21 protein-coding genes are annotated in these 25801 nt (G+C 62.5%); 12 read left to right on the forward strand and 9 right to left on the reverse strand.

The window, feature by feature from the left end:
• The first annotated feature begins 146 nt into the window (after nt 1–146).
• Nucleotides 147–1064 carry an MBL fold metallo-hydrolase gene (locus ACQY1L_RS10925; RefSeq protein WP_430240880.1) on the forward strand — a complete coding sequence of 306 codons (918 nt, stop codon included), beginning with the start codon at nt 147–149 and terminating at the stop codon, nt 1062–1064.
• A gap of 7 nt (nt 1065–1071) precedes the next feature.
• Here the strand turns inward: ACQY1L_RS10925 and ACQY1L_RS10930 are convergent, their stop codons facing one another.
• Entirely contained in the window at nt 1072–1968 is an 897-nt protein-coding gene (locus tag ACQY1L_RS10930; protein ID WP_092661514.1) for a DUF1499 domain-containing protein, read from the reverse strand.
• Nucleotides 1969–2045: 77 nt separating this feature from the next.
• Nucleotides 2046–2414: a hypothetical protein gene (locus ACQY1L_RS10935; RefSeq protein WP_430240881.1), complete on the reverse strand. Its 369-nt coding sequence runs from the start codon at nt 2412–2414 to the stop codon at nt 2046–2048.
• Nucleotides 2415–2560: 146 nt separating this feature from the next.
• Here ACQY1L_RS10935 and ACQY1L_RS10940 point away from each other — a divergent pair, with 146 nt between their 5' ends.
• Nucleotides 2561–2830 (forward strand): hypothetical protein, encoded by a 270-nt coding sequence (locus tag ACQY1L_RS10940; RefSeq protein WP_430240882.1) that lies wholly within the window; start codon nt 2561–2563, stop codon nt 2828–2830.
• Nucleotides 2831–2834: 4 nt separating this feature from the next.
• On the opposite strand, the gene ppdK is transcribed toward ACQY1L_RS10940, so the two are convergent.
• Nucleotides 2835–5507: a pyruvate, phosphate dikinase gene (gene ppdK / locus ACQY1L_RS10945; protein ID WP_430240883.1), complete on the reverse strand. Its 2673-nt coding sequence runs from the start codon at nt 5505–5507 to the stop codon at nt 2835–2837.
• Between the two features lie 177 nt (nt 5508–5684).
• Here ppdK and ACQY1L_RS10950 point away from each other — a divergent pair, with 177 nt between their 5' ends.
• On the forward strand, nt 5685–6665 hold the full coding sequence (locus ACQY1L_RS10950; protein WP_113109618.1) for a VOC family protein: 981 nt from the start codon (nt 5685–5687) through the stop codon (nt 6663–6665).
• A gap of 275 nt (nt 6666–6940) precedes the next feature.
• Here the strand turns inward: ACQY1L_RS10950 and smc are convergent, their stop codons facing one another.
• From smc to ACQY1L_RS10965, 3 genes are all read right to left on the reverse strand, one after another.
• Nucleotides 6941–10402, reverse strand: coding sequence for a chromosome segregation protein SMC (gene smc, locus ACQY1L_RS10955; RefSeq protein WP_430240884.1), 3462 nt, complete (start codon nt 10400–10402; stop codon nt 6941–6943).
• 51 nt (nt 10403–10453) lie between these two features.
• Nucleotides 10454–11158 carry a DsbA family protein gene (locus ACQY1L_RS10960; protein ID WP_113109616.1) on the reverse strand — a complete coding sequence of 235 codons (705 nt, stop codon included), beginning with the start codon at nt 11156–11158 and terminating at the stop codon, nt 10454–10456.
• Between the two features lie 288 nt (nt 11159–11446).
• Nucleotides 11447–11959, reverse strand: a complete 513-nt coding sequence (locus ACQY1L_RS10965; protein ID WP_430240885.1) for a DUF721 domain-containing protein — start codon at nt 11957–11959, stop codon at nt 11447–11449.
• Between the two features lie 92 nt (nt 11960–12051).
• Between ACQY1L_RS10965 and mutY the strand changes: the two genes are divergently transcribed.
• The 3 genes from mutY (at nt 12052) to ACQY1L_RS10980 (ending at nt 14325) form a co-directional block, all read left to right on the forward strand.
• Nucleotides 12052–13164, forward strand: a complete 1113-nt coding sequence (gene mutY, locus ACQY1L_RS10970; protein WP_430240887.1) for an A/G-specific adenine glycosylase — start codon at nt 12052–12054, stop codon at nt 13162–13164.
• Nucleotides 13165–13182: 18 nt separating this feature from the next.
• A complete protein-coding gene (locus tag ACQY1L_RS10975; RefSeq protein ID WP_430240888.1) occupies nt 13183–13797 on the forward strand; it encodes an HAD family hydrolase in 615 nt (204 codons plus the stop codon).
• A 93-nt stretch (nt 13798–13890) separates the two neighbouring features.
• Entirely contained in the window at nt 13891–14325 is a 435-nt protein-coding gene (locus tag ACQY1L_RS10980) for a VOC family protein (protein ID WP_062579460.1), read from the forward strand.
• 232 nt (nt 14326–14557) lie between these two features.
• Here ACQY1L_RS10980 and ACQY1L_RS10985 read toward each other — a convergent pair whose 3' ends face one another.
• Nucleotides 14558–15688 carry a site-specific DNA-methyltransferase gene (locus ACQY1L_RS10985; RefSeq protein WP_062453606.1) on the reverse strand — a complete coding sequence of 377 codons (1131 nt, stop codon included), beginning with the start codon at nt 15686–15688 and terminating at the stop codon, nt 14558–14560.
• 146 nt (nt 15689–15834) lie between these two features.
• Here ACQY1L_RS10985 and ACQY1L_RS10990 point away from each other — a divergent pair, with 146 nt between their 5' ends.
• From ACQY1L_RS10990 to ACQY1L_RS11000, 3 genes are all read left to right on the forward strand, one after another.
• The gene (locus ACQY1L_RS10990) at nt 15835–16131 is read left to right on the forward strand and encodes a nucleotidyltransferase family protein (RefSeq protein WP_430240889.1); all 297 of its coding nucleotides are present in this window, start codon (nt 15835–15837) and stop codon (nt 16129–16131) included.
• A 176-nt stretch (nt 16132–16307) separates the two neighbouring features.
• On the forward strand, nt 16308–17945 hold the full coding sequence (locus tag ACQY1L_RS10995) for a Na+/H+ antiporter (RefSeq protein ID WP_430240890.1): 1638 nt from the start codon (nt 16308–16310) through the stop codon (nt 17943–17945).
• A 112-nt stretch (nt 17946–18057) separates the two neighbouring features.
• Nucleotides 18058–18744 (forward strand): HAD family hydrolase, encoded by a 687-nt coding sequence (locus tag ACQY1L_RS11000; RefSeq protein ID WP_062579455.1) that lies wholly within the window; start codon nt 18058–18060, stop codon nt 18742–18744.
• Here ACQY1L_RS11000 and ACQY1L_RS11005 read toward each other — a convergent pair.
• A complete protein-coding gene (locus ACQY1L_RS11005) occupies nt 18741–21533 on the reverse strand; it encodes an autotransporter outer membrane beta-barrel domain-containing protein (protein WP_430261855.1) in 2793 nt (930 codons plus the stop codon). The genes ACQY1L_RS11000 and ACQY1L_RS11005 overlap by 4 nt on opposite strands.
• Nucleotides 21534–21659: 126 nt before the next feature.
• Complete coding sequence (locus tag ACQY1L_RS11010; RefSeq protein ID WP_062453611.1) at nt 21660–22217, reverse strand: hypothetical protein; 558 nt, start codon at nt 22215–22217, stop codon at nt 21660–21662.
• Nucleotides 22218–22366: 149 nt separating this feature from the next.
• Between ACQY1L_RS11010 and thrC the strand changes: the two genes are divergently transcribed.
• Genes thrC through ACQY1L_RS11025 form a run of 3 tightly spaced genes read left to right on the forward strand, consistent with a single transcriptional unit; the run spans nt 22367 to nt 25749 of the window.
• On the forward strand, nt 22367–23761 hold the full coding sequence (gene thrC / locus ACQY1L_RS11015; RefSeq protein ID WP_430240892.1) for a threonine synthase: 1395 nt from the start codon (nt 22367–22369) through the stop codon (nt 23759–23761).
• Between the two features lie 41 nt (nt 23762–23802).
• Nucleotides 23803–25101 carry a M16 family metallopeptidase gene (locus tag ACQY1L_RS11020; protein WP_430240893.1) on the forward strand — a complete coding sequence of 433 codons (1299 nt, stop codon included), beginning with the start codon at nt 23803–23805 and terminating at the stop codon, nt 25099–25101.
• Nucleotides 25102–25137: 36 nt separating this feature from the next.
• Nucleotides 25138–25749 (forward strand): GNAT family N-acetyltransferase, encoded by a 612-nt coding sequence (locus tag ACQY1L_RS11025; protein ID WP_062453614.1) that lies wholly within the window; start codon nt 25138–25140, stop codon nt 25747–25749.
• Nucleotides 25750–25801: the final 52 nt, after the last annotated feature.

Below are 25801 nucleotides of genomic sequence, written 5' to 3' on the forward strand. Positions count from 1 at the left end.
TCTAGCAAAGCTTTGGCGCCCTCTCAACGGCAAAATTCGGGATTGTCACGAATAAACGCGGGGTTTCGGGTTTACGCGCGTTGATCGGGTGTTAAACCTCGGGGAGATGACAACAAGCGCCCTTGGCAGCAGGACAGTTTTTGAGCATGCCGGAAGACCTTGATTTCGATCTGACCTTTTCGCCGTCCTACGGCGTGCCCGTGACGATCGCGGCAGGGGTGCAGCGGTTGACGGTGAACAATCCCTCGCCGTTTACCTTTCATGGCACCAACAGCTATATCGTCGGGACATCGTCGGTGGCCGTGATTGATCCGGGGCCGGAGGACGAGGCGCATTTTGAAGCCTTGATGGCGGCGCTTGAGGGGCGGCGTGTCAGCCATATCTTTGTCAGTCACACGCATCGCGACCACTCGCCGCTGGCACGGCGGCTGAAGGCGGCGACCGGCGCGTTGACGGTGGCGCAGGGGCCGCACCGGGCGTCCCGTTCCCTGCACGCGGGCGAGATCAATCCGCTCGCTGAAAGCGCTGATACCGATTTCGTGCCCGATATCGCGGCCGGTGATGGTGAGAGGATCGAGGGCGACGGGTGGGCGCTGACCGTCCTCCATACACCCGGCCATACCGCCAACCACTGCGCCTTCGCGCTGGAAAATTCCGGCATCCTGTTTTCTGCCGACCACGTGATGGCCTGGGCGACGACGATCGTTGCGCCGCCGGATGGATCCATGGCGGATTTCATGGCGTCGGTCGAAAAGCTTCTGGCGCGCGGGGACGAAGACCGGATCTTCTTTCCAGGGCACGGCGGACCGGTGACGGAGCCCGCCTCTTTTCTGCGCGGCCTGCGGACGCACCGGCGGATGCGCGAGCGCGCGGTGCTGGAGCGCATCCGCGCCGGCGACCGGTTGATCCCTGACATGGTGACGGCGATCTATGCGCGTACGGATCCGCGTCTGCATGGTGCGGCCGCCCTTTCGGTGCTGGCGCATCTGGAAGACCTGATCGGCAAGGGACAGGTTGCGACGGACGGACCGCCATCGCTTTCAGGCATCTATACGCTGGCTTGACGGGCGCTTAGCCGCCGGTGATGCCGAGCAGTTCGGTATCGAGACGATCGAGGAAATCCTGGGCAATCTCAGCCCCGAGGCCGAGATCATGCGGGCCGAAGCGCGAGACGACGCGCAGATCGACGGAGGTCGTCTCGGCATCTTCACGCAACCGGATCACGATATCGAAGCGCAGGCCGAGCACCAGCGTGCGGGTCTCGCCCTGAAGCAGCACATCGCCGGCGGTGCCGATCGTCGGCTCGAGCGTGAGTTCAGGCCGGCGCAGCGGCACCGGCGCCACATCCGGCACCGGCGCCTGCTCGTCGCGGGGCGCTGCACGGGTGAGGATGTCGGGCTCCACCAGCTCCAGCCCCTCTGTCTTGACGATGCCGATCCGGGCGGACCGTAGCGCCTTCTGGACGCCTTCGTAGACGCGGTCGACGGCCCCTTCGTAACGTCGTCCGGTGAGGCGCGGATAGGCGGCAAACTGCGCGCGGCGCTCAGTGGGCGTGACCATCGGCGGGCGCTGCGGCAGGAAGCGCTGGTCGGCTGTCGGTTCGAAGACGAAGGCAGGCGGATCGGCGATATCGGTGGAGATGTCGTAAAGCGGCGGCAGCGTGAGATAGGACACGGTTCCCATCACCACGACGGCAAGCGGGACGGCTGCAAACACCAGCCCGTGGGCAGCAGCAACGCCTCCTCTTGCACCGACACTCCAGAGCCGCGCGAGACCCAGCAGCGACAGCGGTACCGAGGCAGCCGCTATGGCTGCGGAACACAGAACAAGTGCCACGAAATCCGGCTCGTTCAGCGGCCCGAACCGATGCGCGACGGCTGAAACCACGAATAGAAGAAAAGCGCAGAAGCCGAGCCTGCGCCCGAAATAGGCGGCGCGGGAAACGGGCCGGACAAAGCGGACGGTCATTGTGTGAAAGCGGCTCCATGCAAAGTCTCGTTCCATCTGTAGAACAGCGCGGCGGGGAATGGAATCCTTGCAGATTATTAGTCGCGGATCACTCGGCTTTCCGTCACGTTCCCAGATTGAGACAGGCGCATCACGAGCCATTCGGAGTCTATGGACAAGAAGCCGCGTTCATCGCTGAGGTGATAGACGAGATCATAGTCCGTGAACTTGGCTGTGGGTGGTGGCTGTCCGAGTTTCGCCAGGACCTCGCCACGGCTCAAGCCTTCCAATGCGCCTGTCACCACGAGCCAGTCGGCCATGCGGTGGCGTTTGGAGAAGAGGTCGTGCGGATCGTCATATGCAGCGTGCCACCAAGCCTGCACAAAAGGAAATTGAACGCTGGTTATCAGATAGAACGCAAACAGGGCGGCGATGATCGCCCATGCAACAATGCCTGCCTTCTTCATTCGGTCACACGAGTGCCGGGCCAATCCAACCTCCACTGGTGACAGGCTTTGACATGTCTGGAGCATTCCGTCGTTATAGGTTTGGTGCCGAGTTGGGATCCGCGAAAGCGACCTCCGGGTGCCGCAGCCATCATCTGGAGCCTGTCATGCGTCTTGCCTATATCGCCACACTGGCCGTCATCGGAACGGCACTCACTTCCTGCCAGACAATCACACCGGAGGAGCGGCGGGCGGCGGATCAGCAGTCCTGCGCGCGCTTTGGGTTCCGTCCCGGGACCGATTCCATGGCGCGGTGCCTGCTCGATATCGAACTCGACCGGCGCGCGGAGCGACGCGCATGGCGGGCGGAAAGCGATGCGATGATGTGGCGCCAGCCGATCGTGGTGACGCGGCCGGTTTATATTCACCGCCACTGACCGGTCATCTCTTCGTCCGCTCGATCGCTGCCTGGGCGGCGGCGAGCCTTGCGATGGGGACGCGGAAGGGGGAGCAGGAGACGTAGTCGAGATCGGCGTTTTCGCAGAAGCGGATCGAGGCCGGGTCGCCGCCGTGTTCGCCGCAAATGCCGAGCTTCAGGTCTGCCCGCGTCTTGCGGCCGCGCTCGACTGCGAGCTGGATCAGTTCGCCGACGCCATCGAAATCGAGCGAGATGAACGGGTCGTGCTCGATAATTCCCTTGCGCTGATAGGTGGGAATGAAGGCCGACGCGTCGTCGCGCGACATGCCGAAAGTGGTCTGGGTGAGGTCGTTGGTGCCGAAGGAGAAGAACTCGGCGGTTTCCGCGATCACATGGGCGCGCAGTGCGGCGCGCGGCAATTCGATCATCGTGCCAGCCAGATAGGCGATCGGCACGCCGGTTTCGCGGGCGACGTCTTTCGCCACCGCATCGATGACGCCCTTCACGTAATCCAGTTCCTTGCGCAGGCTGACCAGCGGCACGAGGATTTCGAGTTCGACCGGCTCTCCGGTGGTCTTTCCGGCCTCTACAGCCGCTTCGAAGATAGCGCGTGCCTGCATTTCGGCGATTTCCGGGTAGGAGATGGCAAGCCGGCAGCCGCGGTGGCCGAGCATCGGGTTGAACTCGTGCAGCGCATCGATGCGTCTGGCGAGGAAAGCGGGCGGCATGCCCATGGCGCGGGCGACGTCGTCGATCTCGGCCTCGGTCTTGGGCAGGAATTCATGCAGCGGCGGATCGAGCAGGCGGATCGTGACCGGCAGGCCGTGCATGATTTCGAACAGTTCGGTGAAATCCGACCGCTGCATCGGCAGAAGTTTGTTAAGCGCTGCGCGGCGCGCCTTCTCGGTTTCCGCCAGGATCATCTCGCGCATGATGTGGATGCGGTCGCCCTCGAAGAACATGTGCTCGGTGCGGCAGAGACCGATGCCCTCCGCCCCGAACGAGCGGGCGGCGCGGGCATCCTGCGGCGTATCGGCATTGGTGCGCACGGTCATGCGGCGGGTCTTGTCGGCCCAGGCCATCAGCTTGCCGAAATCGCCAGACAGCGCGGGCTGGGTCATCGGCACGGAGCCCTTCAGCACCTGGCCGGAGGAGCCGTCAATGGTAATGATTTCGCCGCGCCTAAGGCTGACGCCGTTTGCGGCAAGAAGAACCTCGTTGCGCAGGTCGACGCGCATGGAGCCGGCACCGACGACGCATGGAATGCCCATGCCGCGGGCAACGACGGCCGCATGGCTGGTCATGCCGCCGCGGGTGGTCAGGATCGCTTCGGCGGCGTTCATGCCGTGGATGTCTTCCGGGCTGGTCTCGATGCGCACGAGGATGACCTTGCGGCCTTCCTTGTCAGCCTCGACGGCCTCCTCGGCTGTAAACACGATCTCGCCGGTAGCAGCGCCCGGCGATGCAGGCAGGCCGGAGCCGATCACGTGGCGTTCGACGCGCGGATCGATGGTCGGGTGCAGCAGCTGGTCGAGCGAGGGCGGATCGATGCGGCAGACGGCCTGGCTTTCGGTGATGACGCCTTCCTCGACCATGTCGACGGCGACTTTCATGGCGGCACGGGTGGTGCGCTTGGCGTTGCGTGTCTGCAGCATCCACAATTTGCCGCGCTCTATGGTGAATTCCACATCCTGCATGTCGCAGTAGTGGGCTTCGAGCCGGTCGCAGATCGTGCGGAATTCGGCGAAGGCCTGCGGCATCAGCTTTTCCATCGACGGCTTGTCGGAACCGGAGGCGAGCCTGCCCTCCTCGGTGATCGACTGCGGTGTGCGGATGCCGGCGACCACATCCTCGCCCTGCGCATTGACGAGGAACTCGCCGTACAAGGCTTTCTCACCGGTCGACGGATTGCGGGTGAAGGCAACGCCTGTGGCCGATGTCGAGCCGAGATTGCCGAACACCATGGCCTGGACATTGACCGCGGTTCCCCATTCCTCGGGGATCCGGTGCAGCATGCGGAAGGTTTGCGCGCGCGGGTTCATCCAGCTTGCAAATACGGCGGCGATCGCCTTCCAGAGTTGCTCGTGCGGATCCTGCGGGAAACCCGTTTCCAGTTCCTCACCGATCAGCTGCTTGTAGAGGGAGACGATGTGCCTCCAGTCGGCGGCGCAAAGTTCGGTATCGTATTCGTGGCCCAGCCGCGCCTTCTCGTCTTCGAGGATTTCCTCGAAGATCTCGTGGTCGAGGCCCATCACCACGTCGGCATACATCTGGATAAAGCGGCGGTAACTGTCCCAGGCGAAGCGGGCATCGCCGGAATCTTCGGCCAGCGCCTGCACCGTATGGTCGTTAAGGCCGAGATTGAGGACGGTGTCCATCATGCCGGGCATGGAGGCCCTGGCGCCGGAGCGGACGGAAAGAAGCAGCGGCTGGACGCCGGCACCGAAACGGCGGCCGGTGATCGCTTCCATGGCGGCGATGCCATCGAGCACTTCGGCCTTCAGGCCATCGGGCAGCATGCGGGCGTTTTCGAAATAATGGGTACAGGCATCGCAGACGATCGTCAGTCCCGGCGGCACCGGCAGGCCGAGGCTTGCCATTTCCGCGAGGTTTGCGCCCTTGCCTCCAAGACGGACGCTGTCACCAGCGCCTCCTTCCGCCTTGCCATCGCCGAAGCGATAGACCCATTTCGACATTTCACATCTCCACCCAGTGTTCTCAAGCATTTACCGCGTTTATGATCGTTTGGGAATTATACGTCAGGATTATGTTGCAGCGCAGCAAGATCGGTGAGTTGTCATGCCTGACAGGAAAGTGACGTGCGCATGGGCTAGCGCGTCTCTATAACGCCGCCGGAACCTGCAGGGCCTTCGATGACCATCACGAGACGGAATGCTTTGAAACTGGCGGGTGTCGTGTCTGCGACGGCCGCCCTTAACGGCGCGCTGCTGGCGGAAGGAACGAGCGCGGCTATCGCTGCACCTGCCCTGCCCTTTGCCGTGACGACGCCTGTCCATGTGGATCAGGCGGCGCTTCGGGTGCGGGACCTCAAATCCATGACCGCGTACTACCAGGGCATGCTCGGGCTCGAGATCATCGAGCAGGATGATGTTTCCGGCGATCGCGTCGTGCTGGGTGCGGGGGGATCGCCGCTTCTGCATCTCGTCCGTTCGGCAGAGGCCGCCTTCGAGACGCCGGGGTCTGCCGGTCTGTTTCACATCGCCTACCTGATGCCGGACCGCGGCGATCTCGCCCGCTGGCTGGTGCATGTGGCGCAGCGGCAATTTCCGATCACAGGATTTGCCGATCACAGCGTCAGCGAGGCGGTGTATCTGACCGATCCCGAAGGAAACGGCGTCGAGGTCTATTGGGATCGGCCGCACGAAATGTGGACATGGGAGGGCGAGGTGGTGACGATGGGCACCAATGCGCTCGACGTGGACGATATCGTCGCCACTACCGACATCAACCGCGACACCTACACAAAAGCGCCCGCCAACCTCAGGATCGGTCATATCCATCTGCGGGTCGGCGAGATCGACAAGGCGCGGGCCTTCTATGGCGATCTGATCGGCCTGTCATCGACACGCGGCAACCGGGACGACTCGGGCTTCTTCTCGTCCGGCCATTACCATCACCACCTCGCCTTCAACACCTGGCAGAGCGCCGGTGCGGGAATGCGGGAAGAGACGCAAACCGGGCTCGACTGGTTCTCGCTGGAATTTGCGGAAAAGAGCGACCTGCTGGCGCTGAAGGACAAGCTGAAACAGGCGTCGGTTAGCTTCACGAGGGCTGTCGATCATATCGACATTCTCGACCCCTGGGGGACGAATGTGCGGCTGACGGGGCTGTAAGGACGCCTGCGGCGCGGATGTCGGAAAGAGATGAAAACGCTTTGCGGGGCCGGATCACATCGGCCCCGCAAAGCCTTCCGCACAGGACAGGAAAACCCGTGCGGGGGGTCTCTATATCGGCGGTACTTCGATGCTGAACTTGCGGCATCGAGGCACCACACGTCAATATGATTTTAGTTAAATTACACTACGCCGAGACGCTGATGTCCCATATGAGTAAATTGACGTAGGTAGAAATACGGAGTCCGCGACCGGTTGACCGGGAAAGCCTGCTATCAGCTGGCTTCGCGCAGCAGTTCCGCCGTCTGCAGATCGACCGAGACCAGCTGCGATACACCCTGCTCCGCCATGGTCACACCGAACAGTCGGTTCATGCGGGCCATGGTGATGGGGTTGTGGGTGATGATGATAAATCGCGTCTCAGTCGACGCCGCCATCTCGTCCATCAGGTTGCAGTAGCGCTCGACATTGTGGTCGTCGAGCGGTGCATCCACTTCGTCCAGCACGCAAATCGGTGCGGGATTGGTGAGGAAGACGGCAAAGATCAGCGCCATCGCCGTCAGTGCCTGCTCGCCACCGGACAGAAGCGTCATCGTCTGCGGCTTCTTGCCCGGCGGGCGGGCGAGGATTTCGAGGCCGGCTTCGAGCGGATCGTCGCTCTCGATCAGCTGCAGCTCTGCCGTGCCGCCATTGAAGAGATGCGTGAACAGCCGCTGGAACTGCTTGTTGACCACATCGAAGGCGGCCAGCATGCGTTCGCGGCCTTCGCGGTTGAGGCTCTGGATTGCGCCACGCAGTTTGCGAATAGCATCGATGATGTCGTCACGCTCGTGGATCAGCGCGCTGAGCTTGTCGGAAAGCTCCTTCTGCTCTTCCTCGGCACGCAGGTTGACGGCACCGAGCCGCTCGCGCTCCATTTTGAGGCGATCGACTTCGCGTTCGATCTCGCGGATGTCGGGAAGCGTGGCACCGGGCGCGATGCCGGCGATGCGCATCACGTCATGCGGCTCCACATTGAGCGCCTCGCGGATCCGCAGCTCGCCCTCGTGGCGCTTTTCGGCGGCGGAGACCAGACGCTCTTCGGCACGGCCGCGCTTTTCGCGGGCTTCGGCAAGTTCCGACAGGGCCGTGGCGGCGATACGGTCGGTCTCGCGCTGGCGGGTTTCGGCCTCAACCAGCCGGTCGGAGGCAGCCTTGCGGGCGGCTTCGGCCTTTTGCAATTCGTTGATCAGTGCCCGGCGGCGCTCGTCGAATTCTTCAGGCGCTGCTTCGAGATCGGCGATCTCGTCGCGCGCCTCTTCCTCGCGCTGGCGCAGGCTGCCGATATGATCGGCGGCGCTGGCGATGCGGGAAACCCAGGCGGCGCGTTCCTGGGCGATGGCGGCGATGCGGCGCTTGCGCACCTCGATCTCGCGGCTCTGGCCCTCATAGGATGCGCGCGCTTCGGCGAGACGGCCCCGATCGGTGGCGACGACGCTTTGCTGGTTCAACAGCTTGGCATCAATGGCGGAGAGATCCGGCGCATCCTCGAGCTCGATGCGCGCATCTTCTTCCTGGACACCGAGATCCTCGATCTGGCCGGTCAGCTGGCTGACCGCTTCCGCAACCACATCGCGGCGACGGGTGAGATCGCCGGCTGCCCGTTCGGCTGCGGCAAGCGCATCGCGGGCATCGCTCAACTGGCGGGCGGCAAAACGGCTGCGGTCGCGCGCTTCGGCGAGCCGTTTTTCCTCAATCGAGATGGCGGAGCCGGCTTGCGCCAGCGCATCCTCGGTTTCCGAGAGGATATCGCGCGCCTCTTCGATCTCGCCTTCCAGCTCCGACAGACGGTTTTTCTGGGACAGGCGAAGGGCAGCCGCACCCGGCGCTTCGGAGCCCGAGATATGGCCATCCCAGCGATAGACGGCACCCTCTCGGGTCACGAGGCGCTGGCCAGGGCGCAGCAGCGGCATCAGCCTCTCGGCGTCGTCTTGCGAGATCACGCCGATCTGCCCGAGCCGGCGCGCCAGTTCCGGCGGCGCCGTGACATAGGACGACAAGGCTTGCGCACCCTCCGGCAGGCCGGGATCAGAGGCGCCGTCGCCATTGATCGACCAGTGGGCGGAGGCGGATGCATCGACAGGTGTTTCGAGATCATCGCCCAAGGCTGCACCGAGCGCTGCCTCATAGCCACGGTCGACACGGATCATTTCGGCGACGGGGACGAAGCCACCGGACAGGGCGCCTGCGGCGAGCATGCGGGAAATCGTGCGCTTTTCGGTTTCGAGCGCGTTCAGCGCCGAGCGGGCGGCTTCCACCGGGCCGCGGGCCATCAGTTCGTTAGAGCGCGCATGGGCGAGCGCCGACTCGACTTCTTCGGCCGCGATCGTCGCATCTTCGACGGCGATTTCGGCGGCTTCCACCGCGTCCTGCCGCTCGGCCGGATCGTCAAGGCCATCAAGCTTTTGTCCGATCGCGTCGAGTTCGCCCGTCGCATCGGCCATCTGCCGGTCGAGGCGCTGGCGTCGTTCGGCGAGATCGCGGATCAGCCGGTCCAGCGCGTTGCGTCCGGCGGAAGCTTCGGCACGTTCGGCGGTCACCGCGGCAAACAGCTTTTCGCTGTCGGCAAGCGTTGCGGCAGCTGACTCGAAGTCCTCACGCAGGTCTTCGGCTTCCGCACCAGACTCCGCCAGCGTCTCGGTCAGCTCGGCTTCTTCGCCATCCAGCTTGTCGAGGAAAGCGGTGTTGTCGGCGGCGAGCTGTTCCTCGCGTCTTATGTCTTCGGCAAGCTGGGACAGTCTTCGCGTCAGTTCATCGCGACGGCGCAGCAGACGACCGGCTTCTTCCTCCAGCTGGCCGCGGGCGATCTGCAGCCGCTGCAGGGCGGCACCGGCCTTCGCCTCGTCCTCACGCAGTTCCGGCAATCTGAGGCTGGCAATCGCTTGCGCCTTTGCCGCTTCCATCTGCCCTTGCGCCTTTTCGGCGACGATATTGGTGGCCTGGTTGAGGGCGGTTTCGGCTTCCGCCTCCGCCTCGCGGGCCTGGACGAAGCGGATATGCAAAAGCATCGCCTCGCGGGCGCGGATATCGGCCGACAGCATGCGGAAACGGTTGGCCTGGCGGGCCTGGCGCTTCAGGCTCTCGATCTGGCTTTCCAGCTGGGCGACGACATCTTCCAACCGCTCCAGATTGGTCTCGGCGGCGCGCAGGCGAAGTTCTGCCTCATGGCGGCGCGAATGCAGGCCGGAAATGCCGGCGGCTTCTTCGAGAAGCTGGCGGCGCGCCTGGGGCTTGGCATTGATCAGTTCGCCGATCCGCCCCTGTCCGACCATGGAGGGCGAGCGTGCGCCGGTCGAGGCATCCGCGAACAGGAGTTGCACATCCTTGGCGCGGGCTTCCTTGCCGTTGATACGGTAGAGCGAGCCGTTCTCGCGCTCGATGCGGCGCGACACCTGGATCTCGTCGGCATCGTTGAAGGCGGCGGGTGCCGTATGATCGGAATTGTCGAGATAGAGGCCGACTTCGGCGCTGTTTCGGGCCGGACGGTTGCCCGAGCCCGAAAAGATGACGTCGTCCATGCCGGACGCGCGCATGTTCTTGTAGGAGTTTTCGCCCATCACCCAGCGCAGCGCTTCGACAAGGTTGGACTTGCCGCAGCCATTGGGGCCGACCACGCCGGTCAGCCCTCGCTCGATGATGAATTCCGTCGGCTCAACGAAGGACTTGAAGCCAACGACGCGCAGCTTGTTGAATTTCATGCTGCGCCCTTTCTCCCGCCGACGGGTCCCCTACCCGCCGGGGTGGCGATCTTACAGAAGGCTGTCGAAAAGCTTCGACATGGAGTCAACCGTCATATCTCCGGAGTATTTCTTGCCGTTGATCAGGAAGGTCGGTGTGGAATTGACGCCGAATTCCTCGTTGCCCCGCTTAACGACGGTATTAATGTCGTCGAGAAGCTTCTGGTTCGTCAAGCAGGCTTCGAAACTCTGCTGTGAGTAACCTGCAAGCTTGACCGACTGCAGGAGAGCGCCGCGCACATCCTTGTCGGCAGGGGCTGCCCAGGCGCGCTGCTGCTTGAACAGCATCGACACCATCGGGTAATACTGCGCCGACGTTGCAAGTTCGGCCGGGTTCTGCGGGTTGCAGCGGGCCAGCATGAAGGCCGCGGTCGCGACCGGATCGAACGGGAATTCGCGGATGATGAAGCGAACCTTGCCCGTATCGATATAGTTCTTCTTGATCGTTTCGAACGTGGTGTTGTGGAAGTGTGCGCAATGCGGGCAGGTCATCGACATGTATTCGATGACGGTGACCTTGGCGTTTTCCTCGCCGAGCGCCATCTCCGGCAGGGTGCCAGGCTTCAGCGCCGCCGCCATATCCACATCGCCCTGCGATTCCGGAAGTGCCTGGGCAAAGGCGTCGGAGATGCCGAGCGGCAGCGACAGGCAAAGCGCCGTGACCGCCACTCCGCCGAGAAGCGCGCGTCTGGTGATGGTCTTATCGTTCAACTGCATGGAACACCCGTGTTCGAGATTTGAAAAAGTTTGATATTCCGTATCGTGGCGCCTTGGCCCCGACAAGCGGTGGAGTGTTAAATCCCTTCAAAGAATTGTGACGAAATGGCGGTGCGAGGGAATAGTTCTGCGGATTGATGCTGCTGATCTGAGTTTTCTCTAAGACCAGTAGAGCAATTCTGGCGAAGCATATTCCCCGCTGGAAAGAGTTATTTCAGCCCAAGGACTTGGGGCTGGATTCCTGTGACGAGCACAGGAATGAGGGTGGCGAGGGTGGGCCAGATCCCCTTACTTGCGCTTCTGCTGGAGAACGGCGGTGCCGAGCCTGGCGACGGCTTTCTTCAGCGCTTCGCTTTCGATCCCCTCCATCATGCCCTCCAGCCGTTTCGCCGCTTCGCCTTTGAGGGGCTGCAGTTTGCGGGGATGCTTGAAGGTCTGCGATACCGGCTTTTGCACGATGCGGATCTGGCGCACGGCGGGAAAGCCGAAGAAGGCGTTGATGCGGGCGATGAGTTCGCCTTGGGCATGGCCGAGGAACAGTGCTCGCGCACCCTCGCAGGCGATGGTGAGGACGCCCGGCTGATGGCCGCCCTCGCTATAGCCATCGTTATAGCGCGACCAGGCGATCTTTTCAGGCCTCGTACAATCGGCGAAATCCTCGCCGGCGATCTCGTCCCAGGAGCCGAGCAACGCGGTGGATATTCCGGCGCGACGAGCCAGCACCGGATCGATGATGCCGTTCGCCACTTCGGAGATCTGCAGCGCGCCTTTGCGGCGGAACGGGGGTTTCGGAGCATTCATCGCTGGATAACTGGCCGCCTGAGGTTGTGCCGTCCTTGATGCCGGCGCATTGACGCATACCTATAGGCCATTCCAGCGGCAAACGGCAAACGATGCTCCAGACGCTTCCCAAGACGACGAATTCGCCCGATGGCCCGACCCATGCGGAAAGGCTTCTCGCCTGGTACGACCGGCACCACCGCGAGCTGCCCTGGCGCATCAGCCCGACGGCTGCAAAAGCCGGGATCCGGCCCGACCCCTATCGGATCTGGCTATCGGAAGTGATGCTGCAGCAGACGACGGTGCAGGCGGTCAAACCGTATTTCGCAAAATTTCTCGAACGCTGGCCGAAGGTGACCGATCTTGCCGCAGCCCCTTCCGACGACGTGATGGCGGCCTGGGCGGGGCTTGGCTACTATGCCCGCGCCCGCAACCTGAAGAAATGCGCAGAAGCGGTTGCAGCCGATCATGGCGGGGTGTTTCCCGATACGGAAGACGGCCTGCGCGCCCTGCCCGGCATCGGCGACTATACGTCGGCCGCCGTTGCCGCGATCGCGTTCAACCGGCAATCGGCTGTGATGGACGGCAATGTCGAGCGGGTCATTTCGCGTCTCTATGCGATCGATGCACCGCTGCCGGGTTCCAAGCCCACCATGAAGGCAAAGGTCGTGGAGCTGACGCCATCAGACCGGCCGGGCGATTTTGCCCAGGCGATGATGGACCTCGGCGCGACGATCTGCACGCCAAAACGTCCCGCCTGCGCGCTCTGTCCGTTCCGGGACGACTGTCTGGCGTTGGCCGGCGACGATCCCGAGCGGTTTCCGGTGAAGGCCGCAAAGAAGGAAAAGCCGGTGCGGCAAGGCGCTGCCTTCGTGGCGGTGACGCCTGATGGCGAGGTGCTGCTTCGAAAGCGCATCGAGACCGGACTTTTAGGCGGCATGACGGAAGTGCCGACGACGGCCTGGACCGCGCGGCTCGATGGCGGCACGACGATCGATCACGCACCCATCCCGTCTGCCGACTGGCAGACCTGTGGTACGGTCATTCACGTCTTCACCCATTTCGAACTGCGGCTTTCGATTTTTCGCGCGAAGGTGACCAAGGTGGCTGTGGACAATGGCTGGTGGGAACCGGTGGAAAGCCTGGAGAACCAGGCCTTGCCGACCGTCATGAAAAAAGCAATCGTCCAAGCTATACCACTCGCCTTCGCAAAAGCTCCAAACTGACAGCAGGAAACATCCTCTATGGCGGCCAAGATTGATCACATCGTTTTCGACATCGGCAAGGTTCTGATCCACTACGACCCCAACCTTCCCTATAGCCGCATCATTCCCGACGAGACCGAACGCAAGTGGTTCTTCGACAACGTCTGCACCCACGAATGGAACCTGGAACAGGACCGCGGCCGCAGCTGGAGCGAGGCCGAAGCGCTGCTGCTTGAACAGCATCCGCAACAGGAAGCCAATATCCGGGCCTTTCGCCAGCACTGGCACGAAATGGTGCCGCATGCCTATGACGGCTCGGTTGCCATCTTCGAGAGCCTGATCGAGAACGGCCGCGACGTGACCATGCTCACCAACTTCGCCGCCGACACATTCGTCGAAGCCCGCCGGAAATTCCCGTTTCTCGACAAGCCGCGCGGCGTCACGGTGTCGGGCGAGATCGGCCTGATCAAGCCGGATGTGGCGATCTACGAAAAGCACGCCCGCGACTTCGGCCTCACCCCCGAAGCCTCGATCTTCATCGACGACAGCTATCCCAACGTCGAAGGCGCCCGCGCCGCTGGCTGGCACGCTGTGCATTTCACGGATCCGGAAACGCTGCGGAAGGCTTTGAGGGATCACGGTATCGAGGTGTGAGCGTTGGGGGTGGTAGCCGGTATGCTGACGATATAAGTTCCCGGCCCACCCACCTCGTTTTGCAATCGACCTCACGTTAACCCGGCACCCCTCATGGCAATTCCATTCGCTCCCGTCGGCATTGATCACATCGTTCTTCTGATCGACGACATGAAACGTGCGCTTACGTTCTACACGGATGTCCTGGGGTGCCGGCCTGGCTATTCCTATCCGGCACTGGGGATGGAGCAGGTCTGGTTCGGCTCGTCATTGATCGTCTTGTGGGATGTAACTCACCCGGGCGGAACGAAAGCAGCGCCTCCGGTGACCGGTGGGCGCAATGTCGATCATGTCTGTCTTGCGACCAGCCCTTTCGACCATGACGAACTGCGTACGCATCTCGATAAGCACGGGGTAGAGATCGTCCAGGAAGCGTTTCATGGCGGCGCCCGGGGCATGGGGCACTCGTTCTACATCCATGACCCGTTTGGCAATAAGATCGAGATCAAGGGGCCTGCAGAATACCCGGATGGACGGCAGGCAACCTAGCCGGGTGATCGGCGGACGGGCCGAAACATTCTAATTCGGAGGTGTTTAGGGTTACTCTGGTCAGAGCCTGCGTCGTTGCGGCCCCGAAATCAGTGCATTTGCCCCATAAAAAAGATGACGCCCGGAGCCTTCAAACTCCGGGCGTCACATGATCCTCTTCCGGGACTAGAGGTACAAAACCGGAAGAGGAAGCTCGCGAGCTGACATGGGATCTGGTCCCGGGACTGGTGGCTCAGTCCGCTTTTGGCAGGCCGTTGCGAATGATGGTGCGAAGGTCGTCGATCGGCTTCAGAACGCCGGCCTCCTCGTAGTGCCAGAAGGTCCAGCCGTTGCAGGCATCAAAGCCCTGAACCTTGGCGCCGAGGCGATGGATCGATCCGGCGTCGCCGTTCGAGGTCAGCGTGCCGTCGGCGCGGATGATGGCGCTGTGTCGGCGGCGGGCGTCGGTGAGGATCTGGCCAGGCTTGACGAGACCGCTTTCGACCAGTGAATTGAAGGCGACACGCGGTTCGGCGCGCTTGCCGGTCATGACCGTCAGTTCCGTCTTGCCGAGCGGTTCGACCGACGCGATGCGGGCGGATGCGGCGTCGATGTAATCCTGCTCGCGTTCGATGCCGACGAAGTTGCGGCCGAGACGCTTGGCGACAGCACCCGTGGTGCCGGAACCGAAGAACGGGTCGAGCACGACATCGCCGGGCTTGGTGCAGGACATGATGATGCGGGCGAGCAGCGCTTCCGGCTTCTGGGTCGGATGAACCTTCTTGCCGTCGTCACCCTTCAGGCGTTCGCCGCCGGAGCAGATCGGGAACAGCCAGTCGGAGCGCATCTGCACGTCGTCGTTGGAGGCTTTGAGCGCTTCGTAATTGAACGTGTAGCCCTTGGCCTTGGCATCGCGGCTGGCCCAGATCATCGTCTCGTGGGCGTTCTGGAACCGGCGGCCCTTGAAGTTCGGCATCGGGTTGGTCTTGCGCCAGACGATATCGTTGAGGAGCCAGAAATTCAGGTCCTGCATGATTGCGCCGACGCGGAAGATGTTGTGGTAGGAACCGATCACCCAGATCGTGCCGTTCGGCTTGAGCACGCGGCGGCAGGCAAGCAGCCAGGCGCGGGTGAAGGCATCGTAGACCTGGAAGGACGCGAACTGGTCCCAGTCGTCATCGACGGCATCGACCAGGCTCTGGTCGGGGCGATGCAGGGCGCCGCCGAGCTGCAGGTTGTATGGCGGATCGGCAAAGATCGCATCCACCGATTTATCCGGCAGCGCCTCGAGGGCTGCCACGCAATCGCCCTTGATGATGGAGTTCATCCAGGCGTGAGGACGGGCCTGTTTCTGGAGGTCGATCAAAGGAAGGACTGCGGCCATGAGACACTCGCTACGCTGTACTGGATACGAATTTACTGACTGTTATGGTTACTCATTTTGGTTACCAAAGACTGAAGCCGGTGGCCTGTTTCTGGAAAAAAGCAAAATGATGGGAAGCGGCGCGAAGATGCGCTAGGCTACAACTCATGAAAGAAGCAGAGGCGATCGAGAAGCTGAGACGGCAGGCCGACGCGATCAGGGCGCTCGGCGCGACCTCGCTTTATCTGTTCGGCTCGGTTGCCCGCGACGAAGCCGGACCCGACAGCGATCTCGATCTGTTTATCGATTATGACGAGAGCAAGAAGTTCTCTCTGCTCGATCTTGTCGGGATCAAGCTGTTTCTCGAGGATGAACTCGCGGCCGACATCGATGTTACCACCCGCAACAGTCTGCATCCAAGGCTGAAGGACCGGATCGAAGCCGCTTCGGTGCAGGTGTTCTGATGGACCAATTTATCTGGGACGTCATCGCGCATGACCTACCGCCGCTCAAATCCGCGATGCTGGGTCTGCAGGAACGACTGAGCCGGGCGTAAAGGTCGCACCGCCCTTCCCGGCTCTTGCCTCATCCATTCCCATTTCCTATTCAGGCCCGAAGCGGAACGGATAGGAGTGCCACCATGGAAAGCATCACCATTGCCCTGGTCCTGCTTCTCGCCGTGGTTCTGAGCGGTACGCTTGCGAGGCTTTCGCCGGTCGGCATTCCGCTGCCGCTGGTGCAGATCGCGCTCGGGGCCGCGATCGCCGGCGTGACGGGGTCTGCGGTGCAGCTCGATCCGGATTTCTTCTTCCTCCTGTTTCTGCCGCCGCTACTGTTTCTCGATGGCTGGCGCATTCCTAAGGAAGGGCTGTTTCGCGACAAGGCGGTGATCCTTGAACTGGCGCTCGGGCTTGTCGTGTTCACGGTGATCCTGATCGGCTTTCTGGTCCACTGGATGATCCCGGCGATACCGCTTGCGGTCGCCTTCGCGCTCGCCGCCATTCTCTCGCCAACCGATCCGATCGCGGTCTCGGCGATTGCCGCGCGGGTGCCGATCCCTGGCCGGCTGATGCATATTCTGGAGGGCGAATCGCTGCTCAACGATGCGTCGGGCCTTGTCTGCATGCAGTTTGCGGTGGCCGCCGTGCTGACCGGCGTGTTCTCGCTGGCGGATGCGGTGGGCACCTTCCTCTGGGTGGCGATCGGCGGCATCCTGATCGGCTTTGGCACCACATTCGTGGTGATGAAGGCAAAGTATTACGTGTCGCGCAAGCTGGGCGAAGAGCCCGGCGCGCAGATCCTGATCAGCCTGCTCATTCCGTTCGGCGCCTATCTTCTGGCCGAACACCTGCATTGTTCCGGTATTCTGGCAGCCGTTTCGGCCGGTATCACCATGAGCTTTGCCGAACTGCGCGGCCAGACGATGGCTGCCACCCGCATGCGGCGCTACGCGGTGTGGGATACGGTGCAGTTTGCGCTGAACGGCATCATCTTCGTGCTGCTGGGCGAACAGATGCCGGGCATCGTCTCGGGCGCCGCCAGGATCGTCACCGAGACCGGCCACCTCCACCCGATCTGGCTGATCGCCTATGTGGCGGTGATTACCACCGCACTCGCGGCCCTGCGGTTTGCCTGGGTGTGGGTCTCCTTGCGCTTTACCCTCTATCGCGCCGCGCGTCGCGGAGAGGCGATCCGCAAGCCGCACTGGCGGCTGCTGGCGGCCATGTCGCTTGCCGGCGTGCGCGGTGCGATCACGCTTGCGGGTATCCTTACCCTGCCGCTTGCCATGAACGACGGCACATCGTTTCCGGCGCGCGATCTGGTGATATTCCTGGCAGCCGGGGTGATCATCCTGTCGCTGACGGCGGCCAGCATCGGCCTTCCCTATCTTCTCCAGAACCTCGAACTGCCGCCGGAGGATGATCACCACCAGGAAGAGGACAATGCCCGGATTGCTGCGGCGGAGGCTGCGATCCGGATGATCGAGAAACTGCAGCATGCGATGAGCGAAGGCCGCACCGACGCTGATCTTTACGGCGAGGTCGGCACGCGGCTGATGGAACTCTACCGGCAGCGGATCGAGGGCCGTTCCAAGCTGGGGGACGAGGCAGAGCTGTTGCGCAAGATGGAGGAGGTCGACAAGCGGTTCAGGCTGGCTGCGCTTCGCGCCGAACGCGACGAGCTGTTCAGGCTCGGCCGCCGGCGCAAGATTTCCGAGGAGATCGCACGCAAGCTCGTTCGCGAGATCGATCTTGCCGAGGCGCGCTACGGTTTCTGAGGCGCGCCGTGTTGTTGCCGCTTTGGCGGTAGAGGAAATCGCCCTCCGCATTGTTTCCGGCGCTGCCCTCGTGTAGATCGCCCTCACCTTCTTTCATCAAAGAGTATCCATCATGAGCGGCTTCGACCTCATCATCTTCGATTGCGACGGCGTGCTCGTCGATTCCGAAATCATCGCGGCACAGGTCGAATCCCGGCTGCTGACGGAAGCGGGCTATCCGATCAGCGTCGAGGAAATGGGCGAGCGCTTCGCCGGTATGACCTGGAAGAACATTCTTCTGCAGGTGGAACAGGAAGCGGATATTCCGCTATCGGCCTCCCTGCTCGACAAATCGGAAAAGCTGCTCGACCAGCGGCTGGAACGCAGCGTCAAGATCATCGACGGCGTCAAGTTCGCGCTGGCGCGGCTGACCACGCAGCGCTGCATCTGCTCGAATTCATCGAGCCAGCGGCTGGACATGATGCTGACCAAGGTGGGGCTCAAGCCCTATTTCGAAAACCATATCTATTCCGCCAAGGACCTCGGTCCCGACCGGGTGAAGCCGAAGCCGGACATTTTTCTACACGGCGCAAAGCAGTTCGGCGTCGAGCCTGACAGATGCCTGGTGATCGAGGATTCCACGCATGGCGTCCATGGCGCACGCACGGCCGGAATGCGGGTGGTGGGCTTTACCGGCGCATCGCATACCTATCCGAGCCATGCCGACCGGCTGACGGATGCCGGTGCCGAAACGGTGATTTCGCGGATGAGCGACCTGCCGGCGGTAATCGCCGCACTTGGTGAATGGGGCGGGATCTAGAACTTCACCGCAAGGCTGGCCTTCGCGGTATGGCTCGTCAGCGAATGGGCAAATTCGCCGGAATAGCTGAGCTTCAGCCGTGCGGATTTTGAAACCTGCGCGGTGACCGATGCTTCGACGACTGCCGTGTCACGCGGCAGCGCCACGCCTTCGAGCATGAACGGACTGCCGCCGCTGGCAAAAGCGAGCCGCGATGCGGGCGTCAGGTCGCCCATTGCGTGGCGCCAGCCGAGCATGCCTGAGACGGTGAGCGGCAGGTCCTCGACCGGCATTTGCGCCGACCAGCGAAGGCCGAATGTGGAAAGGGCGATGTTGTCCGTTTCGCCATTCCCCGTCAAAGCGGCCGCCCCGCCCTTTTCGCGAAAACCATCGGTGTCGAGATTGACATAGGCAAGGCTCGCGAAGGGCTGCAGCGTCACGGGACCTGCCGTTGTCTTCCAGGACAGGTCGGTAAACAGCTGGCGGGTGGCACCTCTGTAATCGGCTTGAAGATCGTCGGTGAACGTGCCGAAGTCGACGCTGCGTGACGTCGAGATGCGGTTTTCGGAATAGACCGCGCCTGATGTGAGGGCAACGTCTCCCCAGTTTGCGGCGGCGTAGAGCCCGGCATGATAGCTTTCCCAGTCCGCTTCGCTGCCCGAGGAGGCATTGCTGTAGCCGAACAATCCGCCGAGCCGCCAGTGATCGGAGGCCTGCCCGTCGAAGCCTGCGATCACTCCCGCCGCATGGCTGTCGATGCCCGCCGCGTTGCCGTCGCTGCGCAATTGCCCTGATGCAGCGATGCCGGTTGCCCAGAAGCTGGTCGCACCATCGGCCGATGAGCGGATCGGGACGGCACCGTTGACGCGGTCGACGATTGCGTCCCGGACGAGCCGGCTGTCGCTCAAAAGCTGGGTTTTCAGCGAGGCGTGGATCTCGCCGCCAAGCTGCGAGAAGGCATCGCGTGCGCCGTCGGCGTTTTGCTGGAGAACGCCGAGGAAGATATCGTTTTCGGTTCCGAGCGATTGGACCGCTGTAGCCGTTGCGCGGGTATTGGCGGTGTTCGCGACATCGGCGAAATCGACATCGTTCCGGTAGAGGCTCAGCGTCACATCGTCGGCGCCATAGGCAAGGATGGGCGACAGGAAGGCGAGGTCGGTGATGACATCGTCGAAGGCGCCGGTAACGCTTTCGCCTGTGATGATCGTGTAGGTCGTAGCGGGTGAATAAGTGCCGCTACCCGCGAGAACCTTTACCGTGCCGCCTTCGATGCTGACGGAACCGGTTGCGGCAAGGCTGTCGGACGTGCCGTCTGCTTCCGTTTCCACCTGATAGGTCGAGCCGGCTTCGAAGGTGACGTCGCCGTTGACGGCAAGTGTTGCGATACCCGGGCCGGGTGAAAGCGTACCGCCGTCGCTGACGGTGAGGCCACCGATCTCGCCTGTGCCTGACAGCATGCCATCCGTGCCGATATCGATCGCGCCGCCGATCGTGCCGTCGTTGACGAGCGTTCCTCCTGTGACCGTCGCATCGCCACTGATCTCGCCGGTGTTGGAAAAGCTGCCACCGGTGTTGGTGAGCGAAGCGATGGTGCCGTCGTTGGATGAGGTTCCGGCGTTTGTGACATCGCCGGCGACCGCGCCGGAATTGTTGACGAAGCTGGCGGAAGCCGCGACATCCACGTCGGTGACGACGAAATTGTTGGTGACCGTGCCGCCTGTCACGGTTGTGCTTCCGGTGATTTCGCCGCCGTCGTTGTTGGTGAAGGTGCCGCCGGTATTGGTGAGCGAGGCGATCGTGCCGGCGTTCGAGGCATTGCCTGAGTTGGTGACCTCGCCGGCCGTGGCACCTGAATTGTTGACGAAGATCGCAGCCGCCGCCACATCGACCGTCGTCACCACGAAATTGTTGGTGAGCGTGCCGCCCTCGAGTGACGTTGCGCCTGAAATGGTTCCGTTGTTGGTAAAGCTGCCGCCGGTATTGGCAAGCGATGCCACAGTGCCGGCATTGGACGCCGTGCCCGCGTTGGTGACGGCTGCTGCCGAAGCGCCGGAATTGTTGACGAAACTGGCGGTCGCCGCGACATCGACGTCGGTGACGACGAAGTTGTTGGTGACGGTGCCGCCCGAGACGACCGTATCGCCGGTGACCGTGCCGCCGTCATTGTTGGTGAAGGATCCGCCGGTATTGGTGAGCGACGCGATCGTGCCGGCGTTGGAGGTCGTGCCCGCATTGGTGACCGCGCCGGCCGTGGCGCCGGAATTGTTGACGAACCGGGCCGTCGCTTCGACATCGACATCAGTGACGACGAAATTGTTGGTCATCTGCGCATCGCCGGACAGCGTCGTGCGGCCGTCGATCGTGCCGTCGTTGACGACTTCGCCACCCGAGGATGCAAGGTCGCCGTTGAGCGTGCCCGAGTTGGAAAGAGAGCCTGATGACATCGTGACGTCTGATGTCAGCGTGCCACTTTGCGAGATCTCGATGCGTCCCATGTCGAACAGGGTCGTGCCGCTCGTCGCTGTCAGATCTGCATCGACATGAAGCGTGCCGCCGGACACATCGAGCGTATTGACGGCCGTGCCGCTTGCGACTGTCGGCGCGCCGGAGCCGATCGAGGCTGCGTCCGATACGCCGGGGGCTGCCGGGGCCGTCGTCCAGTTTGCGCCGTTTGCGAAATCGTTGTCGGAAGCTCCGGTCCAGACCGATTGCGCGCAAGCGCCACCGGGCGCAACCGCTGCCAGCGTGACGATAGCGGTGCAAAGCCGCAGACGCCGCTTCGCGTCCGCCACGATAGCTGGAGCAATCATCCCAAACCCTGTCTCGAATGGTCGTGGGCGACGCGCCCTTGACGATCTTCACATACTGGGTACGGATTTATGGTTAACCGAAGATTAAACGGGCGCCGTCAGCGCCCGACCGGAGTGGCCGCAGGCTTAGCTGCGGCGTGCGGGCTTCTTGCCGGGTGCGCCATTGTCGAAACCGACGCGGACGCGGGTGAAGCGCGATGCGCCGCCCTGCGCGTTCGGGATCTGCACATCCGCCTTCTGGAAGATGAACTGCGTGCCGCCGGCCGGAAGATCGACCGGATAGGCGACCTTCTGCGAGTAGATCGTGTTGTCGCCATCGACGACCTCGACCAGGATCGGCAAAGTAACGCGGCCCGGCGCGCCAACAGGTCCGTCGACGAGGCGGCCCTGGACCACGACATTGATGGTCATCGTCGTTTCGTTGGCCGTGCACTGACGCGTCGCGTCGGCAAGCGATGCCTGGTAGACGAGCTTCTGCGGATCATCCTGACCGCCACGCGCGTATTCCTGGCGTATCGCCGTCTGCTCGCGCAGAACGACCTGCGGGCAATAGGCCTGCACCACCGCCGGGGTTTCAGCCTGTGCCGTCGGCGCAAGGCCACCCGCCGGAGAGGACGAGTTGCAGCCGGCGAGCGCCGTCAGGAGGGATACCGTTACGAGACCATGGGAAATCTTGCCAAACACAATACTCAACCTTGTTCCATCCCTTTTGACCGGCTTGCCGCGCCAAACATGCTCATGGCGTAACGCAGCGCCGTTTTCCAGTCTTTCACCGCAGATTTCAATCGTCTATACCAGCGGCGCGAATAAAAATCGATTGGGGATTATCGGTCGTGGACTACATTTCTACCCGGGGCGAAGCGCCCGCTCTCGGCTTTCGTGATGCACTGCTGGCCGGCCTTGCCCGCGACGGTGGTCTTTACCTGCCGCGCCACTGGCCGCAGCTGTCCAAGCGGGACATCCGCAATCTGCGCGGAAAGTCCTATGCGGAAGTGGCTTTCGAGATCCTCAAGCATTTTGTCGACGGGGAAATTCCGGACGACAAGCTGAAGACCATGATCAACGAGGCCTATGCGACCTTCCGTCATCCGGCGGTCGTACCGCTCGTGCAGACCGGCCCGAACGATTTCGTTCTCGAGCTTTTCCACGGCACGACGCTTGCCTTCAAGGATGTGGCGATGCAGCTGCTGGCGCGGCTGATGGATCATGTTCTGGCCGAGCGCGGCGAGCGCGCGACGATCGTCGGCGCGACATCGGGCGATACGGGCGGTGCGGCGATCGATGCCTTTGCCGGGCGCGACCGGACCGATATCTTCATCCTCTTTCCCGAAGGCAAGGTATCGCCGGTGCAGCAGCGCCAGATGACCTCGTCGACCGCATCCAACGTGCATGCGGTGGCGCTCAAGGGCAATTTCGACGACTGCCAGAACATCGTGAAAGAGATGTTCAACGATGTCGCCTTCCGCGACCGGGTGAAGCTTTCGGGCGTCAACTCGATCAACTGGGCCCGCATCATGGCGCAGGTGGTCTATTACTTTACAGCTGCTGTTTCGCTCGGCGGACCGGATCGCAAGGTATCGTTCACGGTGCCGACAGGCAATTTCGGCGATATTTTTGCAGGCTACGTGGCCAAGAAGATGGGCCTGCCGATCGACCGGCTGGTGATCGCCACCAATGACAACGACATTCTTGCCCGCACGCTGAAGACCGGGCGCTACGAGATGCAGGGGGTGATGGCGACCACGTCGCCGTCGATGGATATCCAGATCTCGTCGAATTTCGAGCGGCTTCTGTTTGAAGCCTATGGCCGCGATCCGAGCGCCGTGCGCTCATCCATGGCGAGCCTGAAGCAATCGGGTGCGTTCGAAATCAAGCCGGAAGCGCTGAAGGCGATCAAGCGCGAATTCCGCGCCGGCCGCGCCACGCAGGAGCAGGTTGCCGAGACAATCCGTGAGACGCTGGAAGCCACCGGATACCTGCTCGACCCGCATACGGCGACCGGTGTTTTCGTGGCTCAGAAGAACGCTCGACCCGGCAGCCCGATGGTGACATTGGCCACGGCGCACCCCGCCAAATTCCCGGCGGCGGTAAAATCCGCTTGCGGAATTGATCCGGCACTTCCATCATGGCTCGCTGATCTGATGCAAAGGGAGGAGCGCTTCGATACGCTGGACGCCGAGCTGAAGGCCGTTGAAACATTCATCGGCGACCACGCACGGGCCAATTGAGCCAGTTATCGGCAGTGCCGGAAAGACGCGAAGACGTGAATATGAATGTTGAAATCACCCGGCTCCCCTCCGGGCTCACAGTCGTGACCGAGACCATGCCACACCTGGAGAGCGTCGCGCTCGGTGTGTGGATCAAGTCCGGAGCCCGCAACGAGACCGAGAACGAGCACGGCATCGCGCATCTTCTCGAGCACATGGCGTTCAAGGGCACAGCGAGGCGCAGTGCCCGCGATATCGCCGAGCAGATCGAGGATGTCGGCGGCGAACTCAATGCCGCGACTTCGACCGAAACCACATCCTATTACGCAAGGGTGCTCAAGGACCACGTGCCGCTCGCGGTCGATATCCTTGCCGATATCCTGACGGAATCGGAATTCGACGAGGAAGAGCTGCGCCGCGAAAAGCACGTCATCCTGCAGGAAATCGGCGCGGCCAACGACACGCCCGACGACGTGGTGTTCGACCGCTTTTCCGAAGTCGCCTATCGCGGCCAGACGATCGGGCGCGCCATTCTCGGCACGCCGGAGACGGTAAAAGGGTTCACGCCGCCGCAGATCCGCGGCTATCTCTCGCGCAATTATACGACCGACCGGATGTTCATCGTCGCGGCCGGCGCTGTCGATCACCAGGTGTTCTGCAAGCAGGTCGAGGAGCGGTTCGCCAGCCTGCCGACCATGCCGAGTGCGACGCCCGTCCTCGAGCCCGCCCACTATATCGGCGGCGACACCCGCGAAGACCGCGACCTGATGGATGCCCAGCTGCTGATCGGCTTCGAGGGCAAGGCCTATCACCAGCGGGACTTCTACTGCTCGCAGATCCTTGCCAACATCCTCGGCGGCGGCATGTCCTCGCGGCTGTTCCAGGAAGTGCGCGAGCGCCGCGGCCTTTGCTATTCGGTCTATGCGTTCCACTGGGGCTTTTCCGATACGGGCATTTTCGGCGTCCATGCCGCGACGAACGGCGACGAGTTGCCGAACCTCGTGCCTGTCGTCGTCGAAGAGCTGCGCAAGGCATCCGAGCAGATCCATCAGGCGGAAATCGACCGGGCCCGCGCGCAGATCCGTGCCCAGCTTCTGATGGGACAGGAAAGCCCTGCCGCCCGCGCTGGCCAGATCGCCCGCCAGATGATGCTCTACGGCAAGCCGATCCCCAATGACGAGATGATGGAGCGCCTGGAGGGTATCACCACCCAGCGGCTGACCGATCTTGCCGGACGGCTGTTCTTCGACACGATCCCGACGCTTTCGGCGGTTGGGCCGATCGCACAACTGCCCTCGATCGACGAGATCGCCGCGTCGCTTTCCTCACCCGGCGTGACAACCAAGACGGCGGCCGGCTGATCAAGCCGCCTGCCCTGCCCGGAGCACACAAGCACCATGGCCAAGTCCGTGTTTCGGTTCCTATCGCGACATCCGGACACACCGGAGATTTCAGGCGAGCGCCACATCATGCGCCTGCCGCTTTATGCCGACTACAAGGCCTGGATGACGCTGCGGTCGCAAAGCCGGGCGTTCCTGCAGCCGTGGGAGCCGACCTGGCGCCCTGACGAGCTGACGGAATCGGCGTTTCGCGCTCGCGTGGTGCGCGCCACCCAGGAACATGCGTCAGGCGTTGCCATGCCGATGCTGCTTTTCCGCCGCGACACGATGGAGCTTTTGGGGGGCCTGACGATCGGCCATATCCGCCGCGGCGCGTCGCAAAGCTGCATGGTCGGCTACTGGATGGGCGAGAAACATTCGGGCCAAGGCCATATGTTGGCCGCATTGGAGATGGCTATCCCCTACATCTACGGCGGACTTCAGTTGCACCGGATCGAGGCAGCCTGTATTCCGGACAATTGGAAAAGCATCCGGCTTCTCGAAAAGGCCGGATTCGAGCGGGAAGGTCTTTTGCGGAAATATCTCAAGATCAATGGCGAGTGGCGCGACCACGTGATTTTCTCCCGACTGCCAGAAGATGGTGAATTTGCGAAAATGCTGAACACATGATGCTGCGTCACATGAGTTTCTCGGCCATGCCGCGCCTGCCGTCGGTTCTTGG

The organism is Neorhizobium sp. DAR64862/K0K3, assembly GCF_050500185.1.
GTDB lineage: Bacteria > Pseudomonadota > Alphaproteobacteria > Rhizobiales > Rhizobiaceae > Neorhizobium > Neorhizobium soli.